The sequence below is a fragment of the Pseudomonas arcuscaelestis genome (genome assembly GCF_016881005.1).
Lineage (GTDB): Bacteria > Pseudomonadota > Gammaproteobacteria > Pseudomonadales > Pseudomonadaceae > Aquipseudomonas > Aquipseudomonas arcuscaelestis.
In genome coordinates this window covers 165,804-189,643 of record NZ_JACOPV010000011.1, presented here as the reverse complement: position 1 = coordinate 189,643, position 23,840 = coordinate 165,804, and the positions used below count along the sequence as shown (strand labels likewise).

Here is a 23,840-nt window from a genome sequence, read left to right as displayed (position 1 = left end):
TTTTTATCGCATCACGGTTGGCGATTCTGCGTCTTGAGCAAGTCGCGGATCTCGGTCAGCAGTTCTTCTTCCTTGGTCGGTACTGGAGGCAGCGTTGGCGCCGCAGCTTCTTCGCGCTTGAGACGGTTGATGGCCTTTACGCCCATGAAAATCGCAAACGCGACGATGACGAAATCAAGCACGGTCTGAATGAACTTGCCATAAGCCAGCACCACCGCGGGTATGTCACCCTCAGCTGCTTTTAGGGTGATGGCCAAGTCACTGAAATCCACCCCGCCGATCAGCAGACCAATGGGTGGCATGACCACATCGCCTACAAAGGAGGAAACGATTTTGCCGAAGGCTGCGCCGATGATGATACCGACGGCCATGTCGACCACATTCCCTTTGACCGCGAAGGCCTTGAATTCACTGAGCACGCCCATGGTTTATTCCTTGTAACAGATGAGGTAGGTAAACGCAGTGTAAATCAGCTATCCGCTTCATGCGCCGCGCTGCTGCAACAGACTGCAGTTATATCGAATAGTTTTGTCGGTTTCTGTGGCAGTCCAAGTCACGCAGGTCGGCTATCATGGACCCTTTTTTCGAGGACTGTCCCCCATGGCCAAGGCCAAGCGCATGTATGGCTGCACCGAATGCGGCGCGACCTTTCCTAAATGGGCAGGGCAGTGCGGCGAGTGCGGTGCCTGGAACACGCTGGTCGAGACCGTACTGGAGAGCGGCGCTGCTGCAGCGCCCAGTGGACGTACCGGCTGGGCCGGGCAGCAAGCCCAGATCAAGACCCTGGCTGAAGTCAGTATTGAAGAAATTCCACGCTTCAGTACCGCCAGCGCAGAGCTGGACCGCGTGTTGGGCGGTGGTTTGGTCGACGGTTCGGTGGTGCTGATCGGTGGTGATCCAGGCATTGGTAAGTCCACTATTCTCCTGCAAACCCTGTGTGCCATCGCCACCCGAATGCCGGCACTGTATGTCACGGGGGAAGAGTCACAACAACAAGTCGCGATGCGTGCGCGGCGCCTGGGCTTGCCTCAGGATCAGTTGCGCGTGATGACCGAGACCTGCATTGAGACCATCATCGCCACTGCCCGACTGGAAAAGCCCAAGGTTATGGTGATCGACTCGATCCAGACTATTTTTACCGAGCAGTTGCAGTCGGCACCCGGCGGTGTATCCCAGGTGCGTGAGAGTGCAGCCTTGTTGGTGCGTTACGCCAAGCAGAGTGGTACGGCAATCTTCCTCGTTGGTCACGTCACCAAGGAAGGCGCGCTGGCAGGGCCGCGGGTGCTGGAACACATGGTTGATACGGTGTTGTATTTCGAGGGCGAGTCCGATGGGCGCCTGCGATTGCTGCGAGCGGTGAAGAACCGTTTCGGTGCAGTCAACGAACTAGGTGTGTTCGGCATGACCGACCGTGGTTTGAAGGAGGTCTCCAACCCTTCGGCGATCTTCCTGACCCGAGCTCAGGAAGAAGTACCCGGAAGCGTTGTCATGGCAACCTGGGAAGGCACCCGGCCAATGCTGGTGGAGGTTCAGGCACTGGTTGACGACAGCCACCTGTCCAACCCGCGGCGGGTTACCTTGGGCCTGGACCAGAATCGCCTGGCCATGCTCTTGGCGGTACTGCACCGGCATGGCGGTATTCCCACCCATGATCAGGATGTCTTTCTCAACGTGGTCGGTGGGGTCAAGGTGCTGGAAACGGCATCCGACCTGGCGCTGATGGCGGCGATCATGTCCAGCTTGCGCAATCGTCCGCTGGACAACGGCCTGCTGGTGTTTGGTGAAGTGGGGCTGTCTGGCGAGGTACGCCCAGTGCCCAGTGGTCAGGAGCGCCTCAAGGAAGCGGCCAAGCATGGCTTCAAGCGCGCCATCGTACCCAAGGGCAACGCGCCGAAGGAATCACCACCTGGGTTGCAGGTAATTGCGGTAACCCGGCTGGAACAGGCGCTGGATGCGCTGTTCGAATAACGATCAGGTGCCAATAAAACAAAAGGGCCGATGCATGTGCACCGGCCTTTTTATTTTTCAGCCTGTCGAATCAATGCTCCGACACGGCCTCTCGTCGCGCTGGCGGCTCTCCATGCTCGCCCTCACCCCTGACTGGTACTTCTACGCCATCAGCGTTGAACAGCTTGCCATCCTCGAAGTAGTCACCATCACGTAGGGCGGAGATATCCGAGTAGTGGATGGTGCGTTCATAGGCGGCAGCGAATACAGACTGCTGATCGGAGTTGCCTGCGGTGAAATGGTTGAACACCAGGTTCAGGACAATGGCCATGATCGCTGCCGAGCTGATGCCGGAGTGGAAGATGGTCTCGAACCAGTTAGGGAACTGCGCGTAAAAGTTGGGAGCAGCGATCGGGATCATGCCAAAGCCCAGCGAGGCAGCGACGATGATCAGGTTGACGTTGTTCTTGTAACTGACCTTGGAGAGCGTACGGATACCGCTGGCTGCCACGGTGCCGAACAACACGATGCCGGCGCCACCGAGGACCGAAGTCGGTACGGCGGCAATCACGCGACCCATGATAGGCAGCAAGCCGAGTACCACCAGGATCACCCCACCGGTTGCCACCACATATCGACTCTTCACACCCGTTACCGCCACCAGACCAACGTTCTGGGCGAACGCGCTTTGGGTGAACGAGCCGAAAATCGGCGCCAGGATGCTCGATGCCATGTCGGCGCGCAGGCCATTGCCCAGACGCTTGGAGTCGACCTTGGTGTCGATGATTTCACCGACAGCGAGGATGTCAGCCGAGGTTTCCACCAGGGTAACCATGATCACGATGCACATCGACAGGATGGCGGCGATGTGGAAGGTCGGCATGCCGAAGTGGAAGGGCGAAGGCATCGCGACCAGCGGGCCGTCTAGAACCTTGCTGAAATCGGCCATGCCCAGCGACCAGGCAATCAGGGTGCCGATCACCATGGCCAGCAGGATGGACAGGCGCGAAATTGTTGCGCTGCCCAGTTTGCTCAGGATCAGGACGATGGCGAAGGTCAGTGCTGCCAGGCCGATATTCGACATGCTGCCGAAATCGGGGGCTTTGCTGTTGCCTCCCATAACCCAACGTGCTGCAACTGGCATCAGCGTCAGGCCGATGGTGGTGATGACGATACCGGTCACCAGTGGCGGGAAGTACTTGGTGATCCGCGAGAACACCGGTGTGATCAGAAACCCGATAAAGGACGCTGCCATGACAGCGCCAAGGACGCCGGGCAAGCCGCCGCCGCCCTCACTGCTGAGGATCGCGCCCATTGTCGCCACGCCAGCAAACGAAACCCCCTGCACCAATGGCAATTGGCAGCCGAACCAGGGCAGTCCCAGCGTTTGCAGCAGCGTTGCCAAACCACCCGCAAACAGCGAGGCGGCAATCAGCAGGCCAATATCCGCCGGCGTCAGGCCGGCAGCCTGACCTAGGATCAGGGGAACCGCGACGATGCCGCCATACATCGTCAAAACGTGTTGCAGGCCGTACGCCAGGTTGGCACCTAGGCCCAGATTCTCGTCTTCGGGACGTGGGGCTGAAGACGTGCTAGGGGAGGACGTATTCATGGACGGGGTCTCTGATTTATTGTTGTGGCGCTACTGTAGACAAGTCCGGCATGGGAACGCCAGAACAATTGTATACAATTTTTAGATTTGCGTAGGAACAGTCTTACGGGCCATTTGGCTCGGTAAGTGAATGCAGTTATCGTTCCAACACCCGCACGCAGGCCGCGCAAGGCTGCGTGGGGACACAGGAAAGGGTTGGAAAGCTGTCCAAACGGACAGAAATGCCGAGAGCGGCAAACTAGGTAGCAGGCTAAAAGATTTTAAACTTCGATCAATTCCCGCAGCTCACGCATCATTTTTGTGCTGTCTGCCAGGTTGAGTTCCACAAGACGGTGCAAATGACTCATCGAGTCGACATCGATATAAAGGCAGATAAAGCCCAACTGATGGCCTTCTTCATGGCGCAGTTCGACTTGCATCTGCAACGTTACCTCCGGGCTGAGCGTGACGATGGCCTCGAAATCCTGGGTCAGATCGGGAGCCCAGGGCTCTGGACACTTGATCAGCAAGCCTTTGAGGGACAAGTCGAGCAACTCGACCTCCCAACTTTGCTCTCCCTGGCGCAGAAGGGTGGGGGCATCGAAGGTGACACGCTGGAAACATCGACGTTCTTCGTGGTCGCTCATGTTCAGTCACTCCGGGGTTCTTCCTGACTATAGCTCAACACTTGCCAAGGTCCGCTCCAGGGCGCATAACGGGCTGTGTTCAACCCGCGTTGAGGGCTCTAGACCAACGTGGGGGGTGGTCTTTCCTGACAGTATCGCTAGACTCGAAAGGCAGTCTTTTATCCACTAGCTGGAAGCAAACCATGAACAACAATAATAGCCTGCTACGCCACATACCGTGGCTGGCGCTGGCAGTCATAGGAGCCTGTGCGCTGGGTGTGGTTGCCCTGCGTCGAGGCGAAGCCATCAACGCCTTGTGGATTGTCGTCGCTTCAGTGGCTATCTACCTGGTCGCGTACCGTTACTACAGTCTGTTTATTGCCACCAAGGTGATGCAGCTGGACCCGCGTCGGGCTACCCCCGCGGTGCTCAACAATGATGGTCTGGACTATGTTCCGACCAACAAGCACATCCTCTTTGGTCACCACTTCGCTGCCATCGCGGGTGCAGGCCCACTGGTCGGCCCGGTGCTGGCTGCACAAATGGGCTACCTGCCCGGTACGCTCTGGCTGATTGCCGGTGTGGTGCTGGCCGGTGCGGTGCAGGACTTCATGATCCTGTTCCTCTCGACCCGTCGCAACGGCCGCTCGCTGGGTGACATGGTCCGTGAAGAAATGGGGCGTATTCCCGGGACCATCGCGCTATTTGGCTGCTTCCTGATCATGATCATCATCCTTGCGGTGCTGGCGCTGATCGTGGTCAAGGCCCTGGCCGAGAGCCCTTGGGGTATGTTCACGGTCATGGCGACCATTCCGATCGCGATGTTCATGGGCATCTACATGCGCTACATCCGCCCAGGTCGTATCGGTGAAATCTCGCTGATGGGCGTGGTGTTGTTGCTGCTGTCCATCTGGCTGGGGGGCCAGGTTGCGGCGGATCCGGTCTGGGGCCCGGCGTTCACCTTCACCGGTGTACAGATCACCTGGATGCTGGTTGGCTACGGCTTCGTTGCTGCGGTACTGCCGGTCTGGCTGGTACTGGCGCCACGTGACTACCTGTCGACGTTCCTCAAGATCGGTACCATAGTCGGTCTGGCCATCGGTATCCTGATCATCGCGCCTGAGCTGAAAATGCCGGCGCTGACCCAGTTCACCGACGGCACAGGCCCTGTCTGGAAGGGCACCCTGTTCCCATTCCTGTTCATCACCATTGCCTGTGGCGCGGTGTCGGGCTTCCATGCGCTGATTTCGTCGGGCACCACGCCCAAGTTGCTGGACAACGAAACCAACGCCCGTTACATCGGTTACGGCGGCATGCTCATGGAGTCATTCGTGGCGATCATGGCCATGGTTGCCGCTTCGGTGATCGAGCCAGGCGTGTATTTCGCCATGAACAGCCCCGCCGCGGTTGTTGGCTCCGACGTGGTGTCGGTGGCGCAAACGGTGAGTAGCTGGGGCTTTGCGATTACACCTGATGCACTTGAAGCGGTCGCCAAGGACATTGGCGAGCACACCATTCTGGCGCGTGCCGGTGGTGCGCCGACGCTGGCGGTGGGTATTGCGCAGATCCTGCACCAGGTGCTGCCGGGTGAAAACACCATGGCTTTCTGGTACCACTTTGCGATCCTGTTTGAAGCGCTGTTTATTCTTACTGCCGTGGATGCCGGTACTCGAGCGGGTCGATTCATGCTCCAGGATCTGCTGGGCAGCTTCGTTCCAGCGCTCAAGCGCACAGAGTCCTGGACTGCCAACCTGATCGCCACCGCCGGCTGTGTGGCGCTCTGGGGCTACCTGCTGTACCAGGGGGTTATCGATCCATTGGGCGGCATCAACACCCTGTGGCCACTGTTCGGTATCTCTAACCAGATGCTGGCCGGTATCGCGCTGATGCTGGGTACTGTGGTGCTGATCAAAATGAAGCGCCAGCGTTACATGTGGGTCACCTTGCTGCCGGCTGTGTGGCTGCTGATCTGCACCACGACTGCAGGCTTCATCAAGCTCTTCGATCCGAACCCGGCAGTCGGCTTCCTGGCATTGGCCAATAAGTACAGCACTGCGCTGGATGCAGGCCAGGTACTGGCACCGGCCAAGGACATTGGTCAGATGCAACACGTGATCTTCAACGCCTACACCAACGCGACCCTGACCGGCCTGTTCCTGTTCGTGGTCTTCGCCATTCTGTTCTTTGCTCTGAAGGTCGGCATTGGCGCCCTGAACAAGAAAGAACGGACTGACAAAGAGTCCCCGTTCCAGGCACTGCCGGATGCGTAACTCAAGAGGAATGCAGTGATGTTCAACGATCTCGGTCGACTGGGTAAGTACCTGGGGCAGGCAGCCCGCCTGATGGTCGGAATGCCCGACTACGACAACTACGTCGAGCACATGCAGACCAAGCATCCGGACAAGCCGGTGATGAGCTACGAGGCGTTCTTCCGCGAACGCCAAGAAGCCCGTTACGGCGGCAAGAGTGGGCCCAAGTGCTGTTGAATCACAGCTACTGACGGCGACACAACCTGTGGGAGCACGGCTTGCCGTGCTCCCACAGTCATTTCAGCTCAGGAGATTTCCGTTTGCACGCGCCCATTCCCGTAACAGTACTCAGCGGTTTTCTGGGGGCCGGCAAGACTACCTTGCTACGCCATCTGCTCAAGGCTGAACATGGCCTGAAGATCGCGGTGATCGAAAACGAATTCAGTGATGCCGGTATCGACAGCCAGCTGCTTGGCGACGAGCCGGTGCAGGTCATGACGCTGGCCAATGGTTGCGTGTGCTGCAGTATTCACACCGACCTGACCAAAGCGCTGTTCCTGCTGCTTGAGCGTCTGGATGCCGGCGACATTGCCTTCGATAGATTGGTGATCGAATGCACAGGCCTGGCTGATCCTGCGCCCGTGGCGCAGACCTTTTTCATTGAAGAGGAACTGCGCGACCGCTACATTCTCGACGGCATCATCACCTTGGTCGATGCGGCTCATGCCGAGCAGCATTTGACCCAGGCCATTGCGCAGGCGCAGGTAGGCTTTGCCGACCGCTTGCTGGTGAGCAAGACCGACCTTGTCGATCCGGCCAGCTTCACGGCTTTAAGCGAACGCCTTGGCCGAATCAACCGGCGCGCGCCGATCCGGGTGGTCGAGCATGGTCGCATCGATCTGGCCGAGTTGCTCGATGTGCGCGGTTTCAACCTTAACGCCGACCTCGGTGGCGGTTTGAGCCTGCGGCCTGTTACCCAGGCGCTCACCCCTGATCGCATTTCCAGTCTGGTACTACGTACAGAAACCCCGCTGGACATCGACCGGCTCAGCGACTTCATGAATCAGTTGCTGGAGAATCATGGCAAACAGTTGTTGCGCTATAAAGGTGTGCTGAATATCGCCGGTGAAGATCGGCGCCTGGTGTTCCAGGGCGTGTTGAAACTATATGGTTTCGACTGGGATACCGAATGGGCTGAAGGTGAGGCTCGGGAAAGTGTGATGGTGTTTATTGCCGATGACCTGCCCGAAGTAACGATTCGTGAAGGGTTCGAAGCTTTGAGCAGGTCTTGAGAGTTGACTGAGTAATAACCAATAAAAAGCCCGGCTCAAGAGCCGGGCTTTTTCACTTCAGTCAACTGCGATCAGTTGCCGTATACCGGCAGCTTCTTGCAGATGGCCTTGACCTTCTCGCGAACGGCGTCGATCACCGCTTCGTTGTTCAGGTCGGCCAGGATGTCGCAGATCCAGCCAGCCAGTTCCTTGCACTCTGCTTCCTTGAAGCCGCGAGTGGTCACAGCCGGGGTGCCGAAGCGCAGGCCGGAAGTGACGAACGGGGAGCGTGGGTCGTTTGGCACCGAGTTCTTGTTGACGGTGATGAAGGCGCGACCCAGGGCGGCGTCGGCGTCTTTACCGGAGATTTCCTGCTTGATCAGCGAGAGCAGGAACAGGTGGTTTTCAGTACCACCGGAAACCACGTCGAAACCGCGCTCGATGAACACACCGGCCATGGCTTGGGCGTTTTTCACGACTTGCTGTTGGTAAGTCTTGAACTCAGGCTGCAGGGCTTCTTTGAAGCAGATAGCCTTGGCGGCGATGACGTGCTCCAGCGGGCCGCCTTGGGCGCCCGGGAATACGGCCGAGTTCAGCTTCTTCTCGATGTCGGCATTGGCGCGAGCCAGGATCAGGCCGCCACGTGGACCGCGCAGGGTCTTGTGGGTAGTGGTGGTGACCACATCGGCGAAAGGAACTGGGTTCGGGTACACGCCTGCAGCGACCAGACCGGCAACGTGAGCCATGTCGACGAACAGGTAGGCACCGACTTTATCGGCGATTTCGCGGAAACGTGGGAAGTCCAGGATCTGCGAATAGGCCGAGAAGCCGGCAACGATCATTTTTGGCTTGTGTTCAACAGCCAGGCGCTCTACTTCGTCGTAGTCGATCAGGCCATTGGCGTCGATTCCGTACTGGACAGCGTTGTACAGTTTGCCCGAGGAGCTGACGTTGGCGCCGTGGGTCAGGTGACCACCGTGGGCCAGGCTCATGCCCAGAATGGTGTCACCGGCCGACAGCAGTGCCAGGTAGACGGCAGCGTTGGCTTGCGAGCCTGCGTGTGGCTGGACGTTGGCGTAATCGGCGCCGAACAGTTCCTTGGCGCGATCGATGGCCAGTTGCTCAACGACGTCGACGTATTCGCAACCACCGTAGTAGCGCTTACCAGGGTAGCCTTCGGCGTATTTGTTGGTCAGAACCGAGCCTTGGGCTTCCATGACAGCCGGGCTGGTGTAGTTTTCCGAAGCAATCAGCTCGATGTGCTCTTCCTGGCGCTGAGCTTCTTGCTCCATAGCGGCAAAAAGATCGGCGTCGTACTTGGCAATGGTCAAATCACGGCTGAACATGGCGGTCCTCAAGGATCGTGCTGAAATAGGCAGGCATTCTACCTCATCAGCTTTTGTCTGGCATATGAAAGGGCATCATGTCGCAGACAAATGGGGCTCATGACTGACAAGCTGCGCGCCTGGGCCTGACGCCTACTCGAACATGAACAGGGTTTCGTTGCTGAACTGCGCTTCGAACTGGTTGGCCGGCATCGGCCGTCCGAACAGATATCCCTGTACTTCGTCGCAATCGTGCTCGCGCAAAAACTCCAGTTGCTCATGGGTTTCGACGCCTTCGGCGATTACCGCAAGGTTCAGGCTGTGGGCCATGGCAATGATGGCCCGAGCGATCTGCGCATCCTGTTCACCTTCTGGCAAGCCGTCGACGAAGGTGCGGTCAATCTTCAGCACATCGATCGGAAACTGCTTGAGGTAGTTGAGTGACGAGTAGCCGGTGCCGAAGTCGTCGACCGCGATGCTCAGGCCTAGCTTCTTCAAGCTGTCGAGGATCATCATGGCCTCGTGGACCTCACGCATCAGAATACTTTCGGTCAGTTCCAGCTCCAGGCATGCCGGTGGCAGGCCGGTGTCCTTGAGGATGGTGGCAATGCGTTCGCCCAGTTGACCGTCGGAGAACTGCCGCGCCGAGATGTTTACGGATACCTTTGGTACCCGCAGCTTGGCCTGGTGCCAGGTTTTGAGCTGGCGACAGGCTTCCTTGAGTACCCAGTCGCCCACATCGACGACAAGCCCCAGTTCTTCGATAACCGGGATGAAGTCCCCGGGCGGGACCAGCCCACGTCGTGGATGGCGCCAGCGCAGCAGGGCTTCGGCGCCGGTCAGGCGCTTGCCGTCACCGCTGAACTGCGGTTGGTAGTAGAGCGTGAATTCGTTCTGTTCCAGGGCATGGCGCAAATCGCTTTCCAGCTCCAGGCGTTCCAGAGCACTGGCGTTCATGTCGGCCTGGTAGAACTGGAAGTTGTTCTTGCCACGCTCCTTGGCGTGGTACATGGCGGTGTCGGCGTTTTTCATCAGTTGACTGAGTTCGCTACCGTCCTGTGGACTCAGGGCAATACCGATACTGGCGGTGACAAAGAACTCGCGATTTTCCAGCACGAACGGCCGTACAAGGCTGCCCAGAATTTGTTCGGCAACGTTGATGGCGCGGTTAAGGGCCATTTCTCGCGACGCTCGGGGTTGCAGCAGCAAGGTGAATTCATCGCCGCCCATGCGTGCCACAGTGTCATCATCATCGACACAATCGAGCAGGCGCTCTGCCATATCCTTGAGCATGCGGTCGCCGGCGGCGTGACCGAGGGAGTCGTTGATTGGCTTGAAGCGGTCAAGGTCAAGGAACATCAACACCACCCAAGCCTTCTGCCGCTCGGCCTGTTGCAGGGCGGTGTGCAAGCGGTCCTGGAACAAGGTGCGGTTGGGCAGGTGGGTCAAGGCGTCGTAATAGGCCAGGCGATGAATGCGTTGCTCACTGGCCTTGCGTTCGCTGATGTCGGTGAAGAAGCACACATAGCTGGCCAGGTCACCCTCGTCGTCGAGAACCGCAGTAATGCCGACCCAGGCCGGGTAGTGCTCGCCGCTGCGCCGCTTGAGCCATACTTCACCTTCCCAGGTGCCGCGTTGGTTGAGCTGCTTGAGCACGTAGCGCAGGTGCGCTTCCTGATGTTCGTCCACGGTCAGCATGCTCGGCAGTTGGTCGAGCACGTCGGCCACGGCATGCCCGCTGACTCGGCTGAAAGCCTCGTTGGCCTGAACTATGTAGCCGGCTGGGTCAGTGATCAGAATGGCCGAGGTCGAGTGTTCGAACACCGTGGCGGCCATGCGCAGGTCTTTTTCGGCCCGGCGCTGCTGGCTGATATCACGGCCGACACCGAGGATACCTTCGAAGCGTTGTTGATCATCCCAGACCAGCACCAGGCGCAGTTCTATGGGAATCTTGCGACCGTCTGCACGCAGGCAGTCGAACAGGAACAGCTGGTTCGGCAGTTGGGTGCGCAATAGCTCCAATTGCTCAGGATCGTCCAAGGCCCGATTGAGGCGCTCGATCAGAGTGTAAATACCGGTCAACTGAGCGGGGTTGGCGATGGTCGAATGCCAGCCGTTGTCGAAGATCCAGTTCACCTCATAGCCCAGCACGTTCTGTACCGAGGGGCTGACGTAGTTGAGTTCCAACTGATTGTTGGTAGAGAAAATGACGTCGCTGATGCTCTCGGCGAGCATGCGATAACGCTGTTCGCTGTCGCGCAGCGATTCGCTGGCTTCGATCTGATCGGTGATGTCCTTGCCCACGCCGATGATGCGAGTAACTACGCCATTCGGATCGCGGGTCAAGGCTTGCTCGCGAATGTCAAAGCGCCGCCAGCGCTGATCCTGATGGCGAAAACGCAGTTGGCAATGCAGTTGTTCAACACCGCTGGAGTCGAGCAGTTGCTGGCGAATCTGCTGATACCGCTCGGCATCTTGCGGGTGCAGGAGAATCTCCCAGAAGCGTTCGCCCATCTGTGCAAGCTGGGCCCGGTCGTAACCCAGGGTGTGGCCCAGGTTACGGTTGCTGAAGATCATCTGTTTGCTCTGGACGTCCTGTACATACAACTGGTCGGGCACGGTGCGCACCACGTCAGACCAGAAGCTTTCACGTTCAAGCAAGGAGAGTTCGACCTGTTTACGGCTGGTGATGTCGCTGATGCTGAGAATCACCGCCTGATAGTCGCGCTGTTGCTCGGGAAACTTCACCATTAACCACAGGTGCAAATCCTGGCCGTCAGCGATTGGCAAGCGTACTTCCAGTTCCAGCTGTCGCTGATTGTCCAGCACCGCTTCGAGCAATTGCACACCAATACCTTCGATACCGGCGTCATTTCCCTCCACCAGGCACTGCCAGGCGCCGTTGCAGCAATTCACACCCAGCAATTGCAGAGCCACCTGGTTGACCTCGGTGACCTTCAGTTCCTGCAGCAAGGCGCGACGAAGCGAACGATCGTATGTCAGGCGTTGTTGCAGGGCCTGGCGACTGCGCAGGCGATGGCGCTCCAACTGACCGGGCAGGCCGGAAAGGTCCAGCACGCAAAGGGCGACGCCGGTACCTTCGAAAATATCGTGATAGCGACGGCGGCTTTCCTGTAGCAGACGCTGCCGGCGCCGCATGTTGATCAGGGCGAGCAAAGGGATAAGTGCGCAGAACAACCCGAGCACGCATTTGCCGATCAACGCCGGCAGAAGTTGTTGGCGGGCCAATCCCGCATCGAACAGTCCGCGCAGTTGCCAGGTGCTGTTGTCCAAAAATGCCAGCATCACACTTTGCAGTGGTTCGTCGCTGCCTGGGGCGGGCTGGTGGCGATTGATGATCTCGCCGGTACGGCTGTTTTCCAGGAGCCACAGGGGGTGATTGGGGCGATCAAGTTGCGCGGTCAGTACGGTGTAGTACGCCGCTCCCAGGCGCAGGAACCAATGGCCCGGTGAGTCGCCGGATTGGCGTATCAATAAATAGACTTGGCTATTGTCCGCCGAGTTGCTGAAGTAAAAGTCATGGCCTTGGCTCAGGCGCAGAAGCTCTTGCAACGTAGGCAGATCTGGCGTGCTGCCGAGACTGTCGGCCAGCACCTGCTTGCTTGCATCGATCCAGGCCACGCTTTGCAAGGCCGGCAACTGTGCGCGCAGGTGTGCGAGCACGTGCGGCATTTGAGCCGGATCTGGCGACGAACGGTAAGGCTGTAGAATGTTCTTTGCGACTTGGGCCTTGAGCTGCATGTTCAAGGTCATGTGATCGGCCAGCTCGGCATTGGCGTCGAGGCTGTGCTGATACTCGTCGGCCTGGGTATGGCGATACTGGTCGACCAGTTGCCAGAGCAGCAAGCCGAGCAGCAACAGGACCAGCAGGGCCAAGGCGCTTTTGAGCGAGCCGCGCAATGGAGAGCCGGACGCGCTGGACGGTTTGCGCAGGGATTTCGGCTGATTGAGATTGGTCAAGCGATGATCCTGCGGTATGGCTGGATGGCAGGTTTAGAGCTGCTGGCTGGCAAGGGCCGCGGTCCTGGCGGCTACTCTGGTCGAGCACTATAAGCCCGACACCCACGGACCGGCTAGCATGCCCGCAAACGTGGCAAAGTGCCAGCTCTGTTCGTCGATGGTTTGCCCAACAAGGCGCATTACGGTAGCTTTGGCCCTTTCCGGGAAGCCACGGCTTCCCTCATTTGTATCGCTTTCATTTTTTCGTCTCTGACGCTAGGTTTTTCCATGGCTCAATACGTCTACACCATGCATCGGCTGGGCAAAGTTGTCCCGCCGAAGCGGGAAATTTTGAAAAACATCTCCCTGTCGTTTTTCCCCGGCGCCAAGATCGGCGTATTGGGCCTGAACGGCTCGGGTAAATCCACCCTGCTGAAGATCATGGCTGGGGTCGATAAAGAGTTCGACGGCGAAGCCCGTCCAATGGCTGACCTGAATATCGGCTACCTCCCGCAGGAACCACAGCTGGATCCGACCAAGACCGTTCGTGAAGTGGTCGAGGAGGCGGTCAGCGTAATCAAGAACGCCCAGGCGCGCCTGGACGAAGTCTACGCAGCCTATGCCGAGCCGGATGCCGACTTCGATAAGCTGGCCGCCGAGCAGGCCAAGCTCGAAGCCATTTTGCAAGCCAGCGATGGCCACAACCTTGAGCGCCAACTGGAAGTGGCAGCCGACGCACTGCGTCTGCCAGCCTGGGACGCCAAGGTCGAGCACCTGTCCGGTGGTGAAAAACGTCGTGTGGCTCTTTGCCGCCTGCTGCTGTCTGCACCCGACATGCTCCTGCTCGACGAACCAACCAACCACCTGGATGCCGACTCCGTTGCCTGGCTGGAGCACTTCCTCCATGACTTCCCGGGCACCGTGGTAGCGATTACCCACGACCGTTACTTCCTCGACAACGTTGCCGGCTGGATCCTCGAGCTTGACCGCGGCGCCGGCATTCCATACGAAGGCAACTACTCCGGCTGGCTTGAAGCCAAGTCGGATCGTCTGGCCCAGGAATCCAAGCAGCAGTCGGCACACGAAAAGGCTATGAAAGAAGAACTGGAGTGGGTGCGCAAAGGCGCCAAGGCTCGTCAGTCCAAGTCCAAAGCCCGTCTGCAGCGCTTCGAAGAAATGCAATCGCAGGAATTCCAGAAGCGCAGTGAAACCAACGAGATCTACATCCCGGCCGGTCCGCGCTTGGGTGACAAGGTCATCGAGTTCAAGAACGTCACCAAAGGTTATGGCGATCGCGTCCTGATCGACAACCTGTCGTTCAGCATGCCTAAAGGTGCCATCGTTGGCGTAATCGGCGGTAACGGTGCCGGTAAATCGACCCTATTCCGCATGCTCATGGGCAAGGAACAGCCGGATTCGGGCACCATCGAAATCGGTGAAACCGTGCAACTGGCCTGTGTTGACCAGAGCCGCGAGGACCTCGACGGCAGCAAGACTGTGTTCCAGCAGATCTCCGACGGTTCCGATCAACTGCGAATCGGCACCTACGAGATTCCGTCGCGCACCTACGTGGGTCGCTTCAACTTCAAAGGTGGCGATCAGCAGAAGTTCGTCAAGGACCTCTCCGGTGGTGAGCGTGGTCGCCTGCATTTGGCCCTGACCCTGAAAGAGGGCGGCAACGTCCTGCTGCTCGACGAACCGTCCAACGACCTCGACGTAGAAACCCTGCGTTCGCTCGAAGAAGCCCTGTTGGACTTCCCTGGCGCCGCCATTGTGATCTCTCACGATCGCTGGTTCCTTGACCGCGTGGCCACTCATATCCTGGCTTACGAAGATGATTCGCAAGCGGTGTTCTTCGAAGGCAACTACACCGAGTACGAAGCCGATCGTAAGAAGCGCCTTGGTGAAGCTGCTGCCCAGCCGCATCGAGTACGGCACAAAAAACTGGCATAACCCTTCGGGTTTTGCACTGAAACGGGGCCTTCTGGCCCCGTTTTTTTATCGCAGAAAAAGCATCCTCTTCTACGCTTCAACCTCCGTGTGTGGGCGCGGGATTACTCAGCGATACGTGCAGTAACATGTATACACTTATACAAATGCACCATTTAATTTCGAAAAAACGACATAACGCCCTGTTGCGGTGCGACTGGTTCTTGGTAAAGTCTGGAAAAAACCAATAAGTCCAATCTCTATCTGGTGAAGTGTCTAAATGATCGAATCCGTCGAAGACTTCCTTGCGCGCCTGAAACAGCGCGACCCGGCCCAACCTGAATTCCACCAGGCAGTGGAAGAAGTATTGCGCAGCCTCTGGCCTTTCCTTGAAGCCAATCCGCATTACCTTCAGGCAGGTATTCTTGAGCGTATGGTCGAACCGGAGCGTGCAATTCTGTTCCGCGTGTCATGGGTCGACGATTCCGGCAAGGTCCACGTCAACCGCGGCTACCGTATCCAGATGAGCAGTGCCATCGGCCCGTACAAGGGCGGCCTGCGTTTCCATCGCTCAGTAAACCTGGGCGTGCTCAAGTTCCTGGCATTCGAACAGGTATTCAAGAACTCCCTGACCTCGTTGCCTATGGGCGGCGGCAAGGGTGGTTCGGACTTCGATCCGAAGGGCAAGAGCGACGCTGAAGTGATGCGCTTCTGCCAGGCTTTCATGAGCGAGCTGTATCGTCACATCGGCGCAGACCTGGACGTACCTGCCGGAGACATCGGTGTGGGGGCCCGCGAAATCGGCTACATGTTCGGTCAGTACAAGCGTCTGGCCAACCAGTTCACCTCGGTGCTCACCGGCAAGGGCATGACTTACGGTGGCAGCCTGATTCGTCCTGAGGCCACCGGCTATGGCTGCGTGTATTTCGCTGAAGAAATGCTCAAGCGTCAGGACCTGCGTATCGACGGTCGTCGTGTGGCCATCTCCGGTTCCGGTAACGTTGCCCAGTACGCTGCGCGCAAAGTCATGGATCTGGGTGGCAAAGTCATCTCGCTGTCCGACTCCGAGGGCACCCTGTATTGCGAAGCGGGCATGACCGACGAGCAGTGGGACGCATTGATGGAGCTGAAAAACGTCAAGCGTGGCCGTATCAGCGAGCTTGCCGAGCGTTTCGGCCTGGAATTCCGCAAGGGACAGACCCCATGGAGCCTGGCCTGTGATATCGCCCTGCCATGCGCTACCCAGAACGAGCTCAACGGTGAAGACGCCCGTACGCTGCTGCGCAACGGCTGCATCTGCGTGGCAGAAGGCGCGAACATGCCGACCACCCTCGACGCTGTGGATATCTTCATCGAAGCCGGCATTCTCTTCGCCCCAGGCAAGGCTTCCAACGCTGGCGGTGTGGCTGTGAGCGGTCTGGAAATGTCGCAGAACGCCATGCGCCTGTTGTGGACTGCCGGTGAGGTAGACAGCAAGCTGCACAACATCATGCAGTCGATCCACCACGCCTGTGTTCACTACGGTGAGGAAAATGGCCGGATCAACTACGTGAAAGGCGCCAACATCGCCGGCTTCGTTAAAGTTGCCGACGCCATGCTAGCCCAGGGTGTGGTTTAAGCCTCTGGTGTAACGGCGACGATCTCGATCGACAGATCGCCTGCGGGTCGTCGCCACACCACTTCATCGCCGGGTGCCGCGCCCAACAGTGCGCGACCCAGCGGTGAGCCCCAGTTGATCAGGTCTTTAGCCGCATCGGCCTGATCTTCACCGACCAGTTGCACCTGGTGCTGCTGGTTGTGTTCATCGATGAATGTCACGCGGCTGCCAATCTGTACCTTGTCTTTGGAAGTCGCCTTAGGCACCACCTGAGCGCTTTGCACGCGAGCGTTGAAATAGCGCAGGTCGCGTTCGGTGTCGGCCAGACGTTGCTTGTCTGCGTGTTCGCCTTGAGACTGCAACTCAGCGCGCAAGGTATTGAGTGCACTTACCCGCTGCTGCAACTGGGCAAGCCCTAGAGCGGTGACATAGTTGGATTGTTCGCTGATCCTGCGCTCTACCGGCTGGTCTGCCTGAGCGGCGGCCTGGTCTTCGTTGACGAATGCTCGGCTCATGATGTCCTCCTTTCTAGAGGAGACCATGCTGACAGATCATCCGTTGCATCGATTGTGTGCAAGCGACCTATTTGCGTCGATAGGCGCGCGCCGCATCGCGGTCTTTCTCCTCCTGCCACTGTTCGTCGCGTTCATCCCAATGGCTGGCGCGGTAGCTCTGCAAGTCCTGGTTTTCCTGCATTGAGTGACATTGGCGGAAACCATCATCCCAACCGCTTTCGTACTGCCGGCTGTGCAGGTAGCGCGGTACGTCCTTGCGAAAATCCCCAGCCATTACCCCAGCGGCCTGGCGGCCGCTGCTGCAGCCGTCCTGGAAGCCGTCGGCGTAGGCGGGCGGGTAACCTTGATTTATCAATTGTTCGTGGGTTGTCTGGCAACCGCCGAGCAACACCACCATCCCCATTACCGCGCCGTACCGCCACATATTCAGATTCTCCACGTGCCGGGAAAGTCTAGGGCGTGGCTTGTCGGTACGGTGTCAAAAGGATGTGATCAAGGTGTTGGGCTATCTCGGCCTAGTAGTAGTACCACTTCAATTCCAGCATCAGTTCGTTCTGCGCCGTTGCCAACTGACTGAATTCGCGCTTGGCGCTGAGACGCAAGCCCAGGTCGCGGGACAGTTCCCATTGCTGGTTCAGGCTCAAACTGCGGCGGACCTCGCCATTGGTGAAATAATCGCCTTTGCCTTCAAGGCTCAAAGTGCCCAACGGGTTGCGCCAAAGCAGGCCGGTGTTGAAGCCTGCTGCCGGAGAAATGAATTCGGCAAAGTCGTTATTGTGCTCAACCCTCACCGTACCCAGGGCAAAGCCAAGCAACTCGTCAGCCAGCTGCCAGGTGCCCCCTGCGCCGCCGTTGACGTGACTGACCAGCACTTCATCCTCATGCTTGCCCAGTACGCGCTCAAGACCGCCGGTAACCTGCCACGACCACGGCTGCAGCAGTGTGTTGCGCGGTGTCATCGAGCGGATGGTGGCAAGGTCCAGGCGTTGTACCTGCCAGTCGTTGCCTTCGTACTGGCGTACCTTGAGTTGCAGAATTTCGATCTGCGCGCCGAGCGGGAAGCTGTACGCGTTGTCGTTGAGGTCGTGATACGCCATGCGCAGACCATACTCTGCAAAGGCGCGGTCTTCGCGAGTGCCTGCGCCTAGCTGCCAGGTGCGGGACTGATGGCCGTCTTCGGGCAGACCCGGTCGCTCGATGTCCAGTTCTGGTGCTGGATTACGGTTGATGGCTCGCAGCAATTCGAAACTGCGCTGGGTTCGCGCAGGGTCACGTTCCTGACCGTTGGCCCGATAGCGTTCCAGTCGGTAGGCGGCATCTTGTATCAAGGCTTGGCGCTCGCGGGGCAGGGCGGTGAACGCGGGGCTCTGCAACTGCGTGGTATCGGCGCTTATCGTCAGCACTTGCTGTTGCTCGCTGGCGTCCAGAGGCTTGGCCCGCTCAAGCAGTTCGCGCTCGCGTGAGGGCCGGTAATCTATACGCTCCACCAGGCCAGACTGTTTGACCGCCTTGACAGTGTCGGTGGGGATTGCCGTAAGCGGGAACTGTGAAGTCAAGTCCAGGCTGGGGCGGGCCACCTGGAGCAGTTCCAGCAGGCGATAGGAGCAGTTTTCGTCGAAGAAGAAGTAGTCGAACTGGATCTGCTTGAGCTCCCAGATATGCTCGACCATGCGTCCGGTTTCTTCCGGCGTAAGGTTGAGCCGGTACTCCCACAGGTCGCGGTTTTCCAGACTGCGGTATTCGGCGAGCTTTTCCTGATAGGGCACCAGGGCGAACAACCCCGGATATCCACCCATCAGGCCTTTCCAAGCATAAAGAATACTGTTGTCGTTGCCTTCAATGTAGGCACCGAAGTTGACCGCATAGCTGAGCAGGGCCGTCTCGTTGCTCTGCACGTCGGCCTGATCGATGCGCAGCAGCGTGTGGCCGAACATCGAGGACGGGCTGTTGAGGTAGGCCGCCGGAAAGATCATTACCGCGCTATGTGGTGAAACATCCTTGTACCACTGCGTGTATTCCTTGCAGTCGGGTGCAGGCAGGTCGGTGAGTTGCAGTTGCTCACGCAGCCAGCGGGTGCGTGCCGGAAATACACATTGTGCGTGCTTATCGCCAAGGCTTGCGGGGGCATACAGCGCCGCAACAGTGGCACGCAGCTCCTGGTCGGGATGGTGCGCTCCGTCCTCGGCAAGGAAAAAACGCCGGTCATCGACATAGCTGCGCCAGCCGCCGAGCTTGGCTGTTTCGTAGTGGCCCAAGGAAATCCAGTAACGATCGGCAGCCAATTGGGAGAGGCGGGATTCATCGATCGAGGGGGCAGCATCCAGCGGGGCGCAGGCACAGAGCGTCAGGTAGGCAAGGCGTTTGAGCATGTCGGGCAACTAAGTCTGAATGATGCCGATAGAGGCAGGAAACAACCCGCCCCGGTGTGGGGCGGGTGGCCGAGCTTAAGCCTGGGTAGCGTACTTGGCCAGGCGTGGATCGCTTTTCAGAATGGCCAGTGTGTTGCTGTGGACATCTTCGGCGGTCACATCCGCAGTCTTGAAGATTTCCTGGAAGTGTTGATGGGTGACAGTGGCAAAGTGCGCACGGTCTTCTGGGGCCACGCCGAGTACCACGGCGTAGGTGGTCAGGGCTTCACCCTGGCCCTTGGCCATATCTTCGGAGAGCTCGTTCATCATCCCGTTCATGGCGAACCAGGATTTACCGCCATAGGTCAGCGCTGCATTGGTCGAGCAGCCATTAGTGCCTGAGGTCATGCCGAACGTGGCGTTGCCGGAGGTACCGTTGGTGGTGGATGCGAGGAAGTGGGCCGGTGTGCCTCGTTGGCCCTCGAACAGCATGTTGCCCCAGCCGCAGTCAGGTCCACCAGGGGCCTGGGCCATGGCGTTGAGAGAGACCGCGGTGAACAGAGTACCCAGAAGAATCCGTTTCATAGCTTTGTTCTCTTTCTAGTCGTAGATACCAAAGGTCAGGGTTGTCTGGCATATCTGTCAGCAGAGTGCCAGGGGCGGGTCGGTTATTTACCCAGCCGCGCAGTAATGGAGTTTAGGCACGATCTAAGGGTTCCGTGATTTATTGCGAAAAATTGCTGAGGAAGTTGACGGGACGCAGGTTTTCGCCCCTGCGACATATTGTTCCGATGAGCCTTGCAAGGCGCGGGCAGGCGGCGCCAGAATGCTTTCATCTGCCCCGCCGAAGTAAGGAAGCCCGATGCCCGATCCTGTTGCTGCGAGCCTGCGTCTTGCGCCAGAAGCCTTGACCCGGCCGTTTTCCGCCGAACAGTTCGCCTTTTCCACCACCAATGATTTGGAGCCTTTTCGCGGTGTGCTTGGCCAGGAACGTGCTGTCGAAGCCTTGCAGTTTGGCGTCGCCATGCCTCGTCCTGGGTACAACGTATTTGTCATGGGTGAGCCCGGTACCGGGCGATTCTCGTTCGTCAAACGGTACCTCAAGGCCGAAGGCAAGCGCTTGCAGACGCCTTCGGACTGGGTCTACGTCAACAATTTCGATGACCCTCGCGAACCGCGGGCCCTGGAGCTACCGCCCGGCAGCGCAGGTTCGTTCATTTGTGACATTAACGGTTTGATCGACAATTTGCTGGCAACCTTTCCGGCGGTGTTTGAGCATCCGTCCTACCAGCAGAAGAAAAGCGCCATCGACCGCGCTTTCAACCAGCGATACGACCGCGCGCTGGATGTGATCGAGCGTGCGTCGCTGGAGAAAGACGTCGCCTTGTACCGCGATAGCAGCAACGTGGCGTTTACGCCGATGGCCGATGGCAAGGCACTGGATGAGGCAGAGTTTGCGCAGTTGCCCGAGGCCCTGCGCGAGCGCTTTCATGACGATATCGCTGATCTGGAGGAGCGTCTCAACGAAGAGCTCGCCAGCCTGCCGCAGTGGAAGCGTGAGTCGAACAATCAGTTGCGTCAGCTGAACGAAGAAACCATTACCCTGGCGCTGCAGCCGTTGTTGGCGCCGCTGTCGGAAAAATACGCGGAAAATGCGGCCGTCTGCGCTTACCTGCAGGCCATGCAGGTGTATCTGTTGCGCACAGTGGTTGAGCAACTGGTCGATGACAGCAAGACCGACGCCCAGGCGCGCAAGCTTCTGGAAGAGCAGTATGCGCCTAGTCTGGTGGTTGGCCATCACGTCAGTGGTGGTGCGCCGGTAGTGTTCGAGCCGCACCCGACCTATGACAATCTGTTTGGTCGGATCGAATACAGCACCGACCAGGGTGCCCTGTACACCACCTATCGTCAGTTGCGCCCCGGCGCCCTGCATCGGGCCAACGGTGGGTTCTTGATTCTTGAAGCCGAGAAGATGCTTGGCGAGCCCTTTGTCTGGGACGCGCTCAAGCGAGCGCTGCAATCGCGCAAGCTGAAAATGGAGTCGCCGCTGGGTGAATACGGCCGCTTGGCTACCATCACCCTCAATCCGCAAACGCTGCCGCTGAACATCAAGGTGGTGATCATCGGTTCGCGCCAGCTCTACTACGCGCTGCAAGACCACGACCCGGACTTCCAGGAGATGTTCCGGGTGCTGGTGGACTTCGATGAAGACATTCCAATGGTCGATGAAAGCCTGGAGCAGTTCGCCCAGTTGCTCAAGACCCGTACCAGCGAAGAGGGCATGGCGCCGCTTACCGGGGATGCCGTGGCGCGTCTGGCGACCTACAGCGCACGCCTGGCTGAAAACCAGGGGCGCCTGTCCGCGCGTATTGGCGATCTGTTCCAGTTGGTCAGTGAGGCAGACTTCATCCGTCACTTGGCCAGCGACGAGATGACCGATGTCGGTCATATCGAGCGGGCGCTCAAGGCCAAGGCTACCCGTACCGGTCGAGTGTCGGCGCGAATCCTCGACGACATGCTCGCCGGCATCATCCTCATCGATACCGAAGGGGCTGCGGTAGGCAAATGCAACGGTCTTACCGTACTGGAGGTCGGGGATTCGGCCTTTGGTGTGCCGGCGCGCATATCCGCTACGGTCTATCCAGGTGGCAGCGGTATTGTCGATATCGAACGTGAGGTCAACCTTGGCCAGCCGATTCACTCCAAAGGGGTAATGATCCTCACCGGCTATCTGGGAAGCCGTTATGCCCAGGAATTCCCGCTGGCAATTTCGGCAAGTATTGCCCTGGAACAGTCCTACGGATATGTGGACGGTGACAGTGCATCGCTGGGTGAGGCGTGCACACTGATTTCAGCCCTGTCGAAGACGCCACTCAAGCAGTGCTTCGCGATCACCGGCTCGATCAACCAGTTCGGCGAGGTGCAGGCGGTCGGTGGGGTCAACGAGAAAATCGAAGGTTTCTTCCGGCTGTGTGAAGCACGAGGTCTGACGGGCGAGCAGGGCGCAATCATCCCGCGCGCCAACGTTGCCACCTTGATGCTGGATGAACGGGTTCTGCAGGCCGTACGGGCTGGCATGTTCCATGTCTACGCGGTCAGCCAGGCCGACGAAGCCTTGAGCCTGCTGGTAGGCGAGCCTGCTGGCGAGCCGAATGCCGAGGGCGAATTCCCCGAAGGCAGTGTCAACGCCCGTGTGGTCGAACGCCTGCGAGTGATTGCCGAGATGATCAGTGAGGAAGACCTCAAGGAGGCCGAGAAAGAGCAGGCCGAACTGGCCTTGGCCCAGGTCAAATCGTCCTGAGTCAAATTATCGGCGCCCCAGCGGTTGTGACCGCTGGGCGCCGGTTTTTCCACGCGAAAGCAAATCTCTTCTATTCTTCACATTAAGGACTGTAGTCACTACAGGAATGAAACAGCCCTGTGCGCAGGGTTGAACAAGGGTTTTACCGAGGATCGACGCCATGCCGCGCAGCCTCAGCCTTACTCGTCAATGCCTGGGCCTGGTGACTCGCATTGAATGCAGTATTCGTCCGCTGGCCGGCGACAACGGCATGTGGACCCTTCTTTTTGCCGCTGGGATGGCGGGCGAACAACCTTCCGCGATCAAGGCTCAAGGGCCGTTTCATGGGCCTTTCGTGGCCGAATCGGTACTCGATGCCATCGTCGACAGCTTGACCCTTCACGGCTATCAGTTGGCTGACGACCCGCAGATCTGGTGCGTGCATCTGCAAGCACAGCTTCGCCGGATCAATGGCGAGCGCGTCCACCATGTCGGTGATTTCCAGTTCCACCCGGAAACCTGAAGCGTTCCTCCGGACCGCCAATCTAGCCCGGTACTGCCTGTGTCAACGTGCCACGGGCTTTTTCTGTCATGGCTGGCTGTTTATACTCCTGTTCGCTTTTAATGCCACCTGACGAGTTATCAATGGAACGTATTATCGAAAATGCGATGTATGCCTCGCGCTGGCTGCTCGCTCCGATCTATTTTGGTCTGTCGTTGGGCCTGTTGGCGCTGGCACTGAAGTTCTTCCAAGAGATCTTCCATGTATTGCCCAATATCTTCTCCCTGGCCGAAGCCGACCTGATCCTGGTGATCCTGTCACTGATCGACATGGCGCTGGTGGGCGGTCTGTTGGTGATGGTGATGATTTCCGGCTACGAGAACTTTGTCTCGCAACTGGACATCGACGAAGACAAGGAAAAGCTCAACTGGTTGGGCAAGATGGACTCATCTTCGCTGAAGATGAAGGTTGCGGCATCGATCGTGGCAATTTCCTCGATCCATCTGCTGCGGGTCTTCATGGATGCGCGCAACATCGAGACGGAGTACTTGATGTGGTACGTGATCATCCACATGACCTTCGTGGTTTCGGCATTCGCGATGGGCTATCTGGATAAACTGACCAAGCACTGATCGCTCTGCGAGGCGTATTACCTGACCGCCCGTGCGTTGCAAAACGGACGGGCGGTTGTATTTTTGCC

At 58.4% G+C, this 23,840-nt stretch carries 18 protein-coding genes; 9 read left to right on the top strand and 9 right to left on the bottom strand.

What is annotated here, in order from left to right:
* Window positions 1–11 precede the first annotated feature (11 nt).
* Window positions 12–425 (bottom strand): large-conductance mechanosensitive channel protein MscL, encoded by a 414-nt coding sequence (gene mscL, locus H8F21_RS18525; protein ID WP_203480426.1) that lies wholly within the window; start codon window positions 423–425, stop codon window positions 12–14.
* A gap of 175 nt (window positions 426–600) precedes the next feature.
* Between mscL and radA the strand changes: the two genes are divergently transcribed.
* Entirely contained in the window at window positions 601–1,968 is a 1,368-nt protein-coding gene (gene radA / locus H8F21_RS18520) for a DNA repair protein RadA (protein ID WP_136478233.1), read from the top strand.
* 70 nt (window positions 1,969–2,038) lie between these two features.
* Here the strand turns inward: radA and H8F21_RS18515 are convergent, their stop codons facing one another.
* Window positions 2,039–3,559 carry a nucleobase:cation symporter-2 family protein gene (locus tag H8F21_RS18515; protein ID WP_203480429.1) on the bottom strand — a complete coding sequence of 507 codons (1,521 nt, stop codon included), beginning with the start codon at window positions 3,557–3,559 and terminating at the stop codon, window positions 2,039–2,041.
* Window positions 3,560–3,819: 260 nt separating this feature from the next.
* The gene (locus H8F21_RS18510; protein ID WP_203480436.1) at window positions 3,820–4,185 is read right to left on the bottom strand and encodes a PilZ domain-containing protein; all 366 of its coding nucleotides are present in this window, start codon (window positions 4,183–4,185) and stop codon (window positions 3,820–3,822) included.
* A gap of 182 nt (window positions 4,186–4,367) precedes the next feature.
* Between H8F21_RS18510 and H8F21_RS18505 the strand changes: the two genes are divergently transcribed.
* The 3 genes from H8F21_RS18505 to yjiA all read left to right on the top strand — a co-directional run bounded on the left by H8F21_RS18505 (window position 4,368) and on the right by yjiA (window position 7,705).
* On the top strand, window positions 4,368–6,434 hold the full coding sequence (locus tag H8F21_RS18505; RefSeq protein WP_203480439.1) for a carbon starvation CstA family protein: 2,067 nt from the start codon (window positions 4,368–4,370) through the stop codon (window positions 6,432–6,434).
* Window positions 6,435–6,452: 18 nt separating this feature from the next.
* Window positions 6,453–6,650 carry a YbdD/YjiX family protein gene (locus tag H8F21_RS18500; RefSeq protein ID WP_008094130.1) on the top strand — a complete coding sequence of 66 codons (198 nt, stop codon included), beginning with the start codon at window positions 6,453–6,455 and terminating at the stop codon, window positions 6,648–6,650.
* Window positions 6,651–6,733: 83 nt separating this feature from the next.
* Entirely contained in the window at window positions 6,734–7,705 is a 972-nt protein-coding gene (gene yjiA / locus H8F21_RS18495; RefSeq protein WP_203480442.1) for a GTPase, read from the top strand.
* Between the two features lie 71 nt (window positions 7,706–7,776).
* Here yjiA and glyA read toward each other — a convergent pair whose 3' ends face one another.
* Window positions 7,777–9,030 carry a serine hydroxymethyltransferase gene (glyA, locus tag H8F21_RS18490; protein ID WP_203480445.1) on the bottom strand — a complete coding sequence of 418 codons (1,254 nt, stop codon included), beginning with the start codon at window positions 9,028–9,030 and terminating at the stop codon, window positions 7,777–7,779.
* A 132-nt stretch (window positions 9,031–9,162) separates the two neighbouring features.
* The gene (locus H8F21_RS18485; RefSeq protein WP_203585136.1) at window positions 9,163–12,990 is read right to left on the bottom strand and encodes a sensor domain-containing protein; all 3,828 of its coding nucleotides are present in this window, start codon (window positions 12,988–12,990) and stop codon (window positions 9,163–9,165) included.
* A 267-nt stretch (window positions 12,991–13,257) separates the two neighbouring features.
* Between H8F21_RS18485 and ettA the strand changes: the two genes are divergently transcribed.
* A complete protein-coding gene (gene ettA, locus H8F21_RS18480) occupies window positions 13,258–14,922 on the top strand; it encodes an energy-dependent translational throttle protein EttA (protein ID WP_203480450.1) in 1,665 nt (554 codons plus the stop codon).
* Window positions 14,923–15,178: 256 nt separating this feature from the next.
* Window positions 15,179–16,516 (top strand): NADP-specific glutamate dehydrogenase, encoded by a 1,338-nt coding sequence (gene gdhA, locus H8F21_RS18475; protein WP_203543364.1) that lies wholly within the window; start codon window positions 15,179–15,181, stop codon window positions 16,514–16,516.
* Here the strand turns inward: gdhA and H8F21_RS18470 are convergent.
* The 4 genes from H8F21_RS18470 to H8F21_RS18455 all read right to left on the bottom strand — a co-directional run bounded on the left by H8F21_RS18470 (window position 16,513) and on the right by H8F21_RS18455 (window position 19,943).
* Window positions 16,513–17,010, bottom strand: a complete 498-nt coding sequence (locus H8F21_RS18470) for a GreA/GreB family elongation factor (RefSeq protein WP_203480457.1) — start codon at window positions 17,008–17,010, stop codon at window positions 16,513–16,515. The two genes, gdhA and H8F21_RS18470, sit on opposite strands and share 4 nt — an antisense overlap.
* A gap of 67 nt (window positions 17,011–17,077) precedes the next feature.
* On the bottom strand, window positions 17,078–17,434 hold the full coding sequence (locus H8F21_RS18465; protein WP_203480459.1) for a hypothetical protein: 357 nt from the start codon (window positions 17,432–17,434) through the stop codon (window positions 17,078–17,080).
* 91 nt (window positions 17,435–17,525) lie between these two features.
* On the bottom strand, window positions 17,526–19,379 hold the full coding sequence (locus H8F21_RS18460; RefSeq protein ID WP_203585135.1) for a DUF7840 domain-containing protein: 1,854 nt from the start codon (window positions 19,377–19,379) through the stop codon (window positions 17,526–17,528).
* 75 nt (window positions 19,380–19,454) lie between these two features.
* A complete protein-coding gene (locus H8F21_RS18455; RefSeq protein WP_203480465.1) occupies window positions 19,455–19,943 on the bottom strand; it encodes a DUF3015 domain-containing protein in 489 nt (162 codons plus the stop codon).
* A gap of 277 nt (window positions 19,944–20,220) precedes the next feature.
* On the opposite strand from H8F21_RS18455, the gene H8F21_RS18450 reads away from it, so the two are divergent.
* From H8F21_RS18450 to H8F21_RS18440, 3 genes are all read left to right on the top strand, one after another.
* Window positions 20,221–22,659, top strand: a complete 2,439-nt coding sequence (locus H8F21_RS18450) for a Lon protease family protein (protein ID WP_203480467.1) — start codon at window positions 20,221–20,223, stop codon at window positions 22,657–22,659.
* Window positions 22,660–22,819: 160 nt separating this feature from the next.
* Window positions 22,820–23,161: a PA4575 family protein gene (locus H8F21_RS18445; protein WP_136478221.1), complete on the top strand. Its 342-nt coding sequence runs from the start codon at window positions 22,820–22,822 to the stop codon at window positions 23,159–23,161.
* A gap of 122 nt (window positions 23,162–23,283) precedes the next feature.
* Entirely contained in the window at window positions 23,284–23,772 is a 489-nt protein-coding gene (locus H8F21_RS18440) for a TIGR00645 family protein (RefSeq protein WP_038614811.1), read from the top strand.
* Window positions 23,773–23,840: the final 68 nt, after the last annotated feature.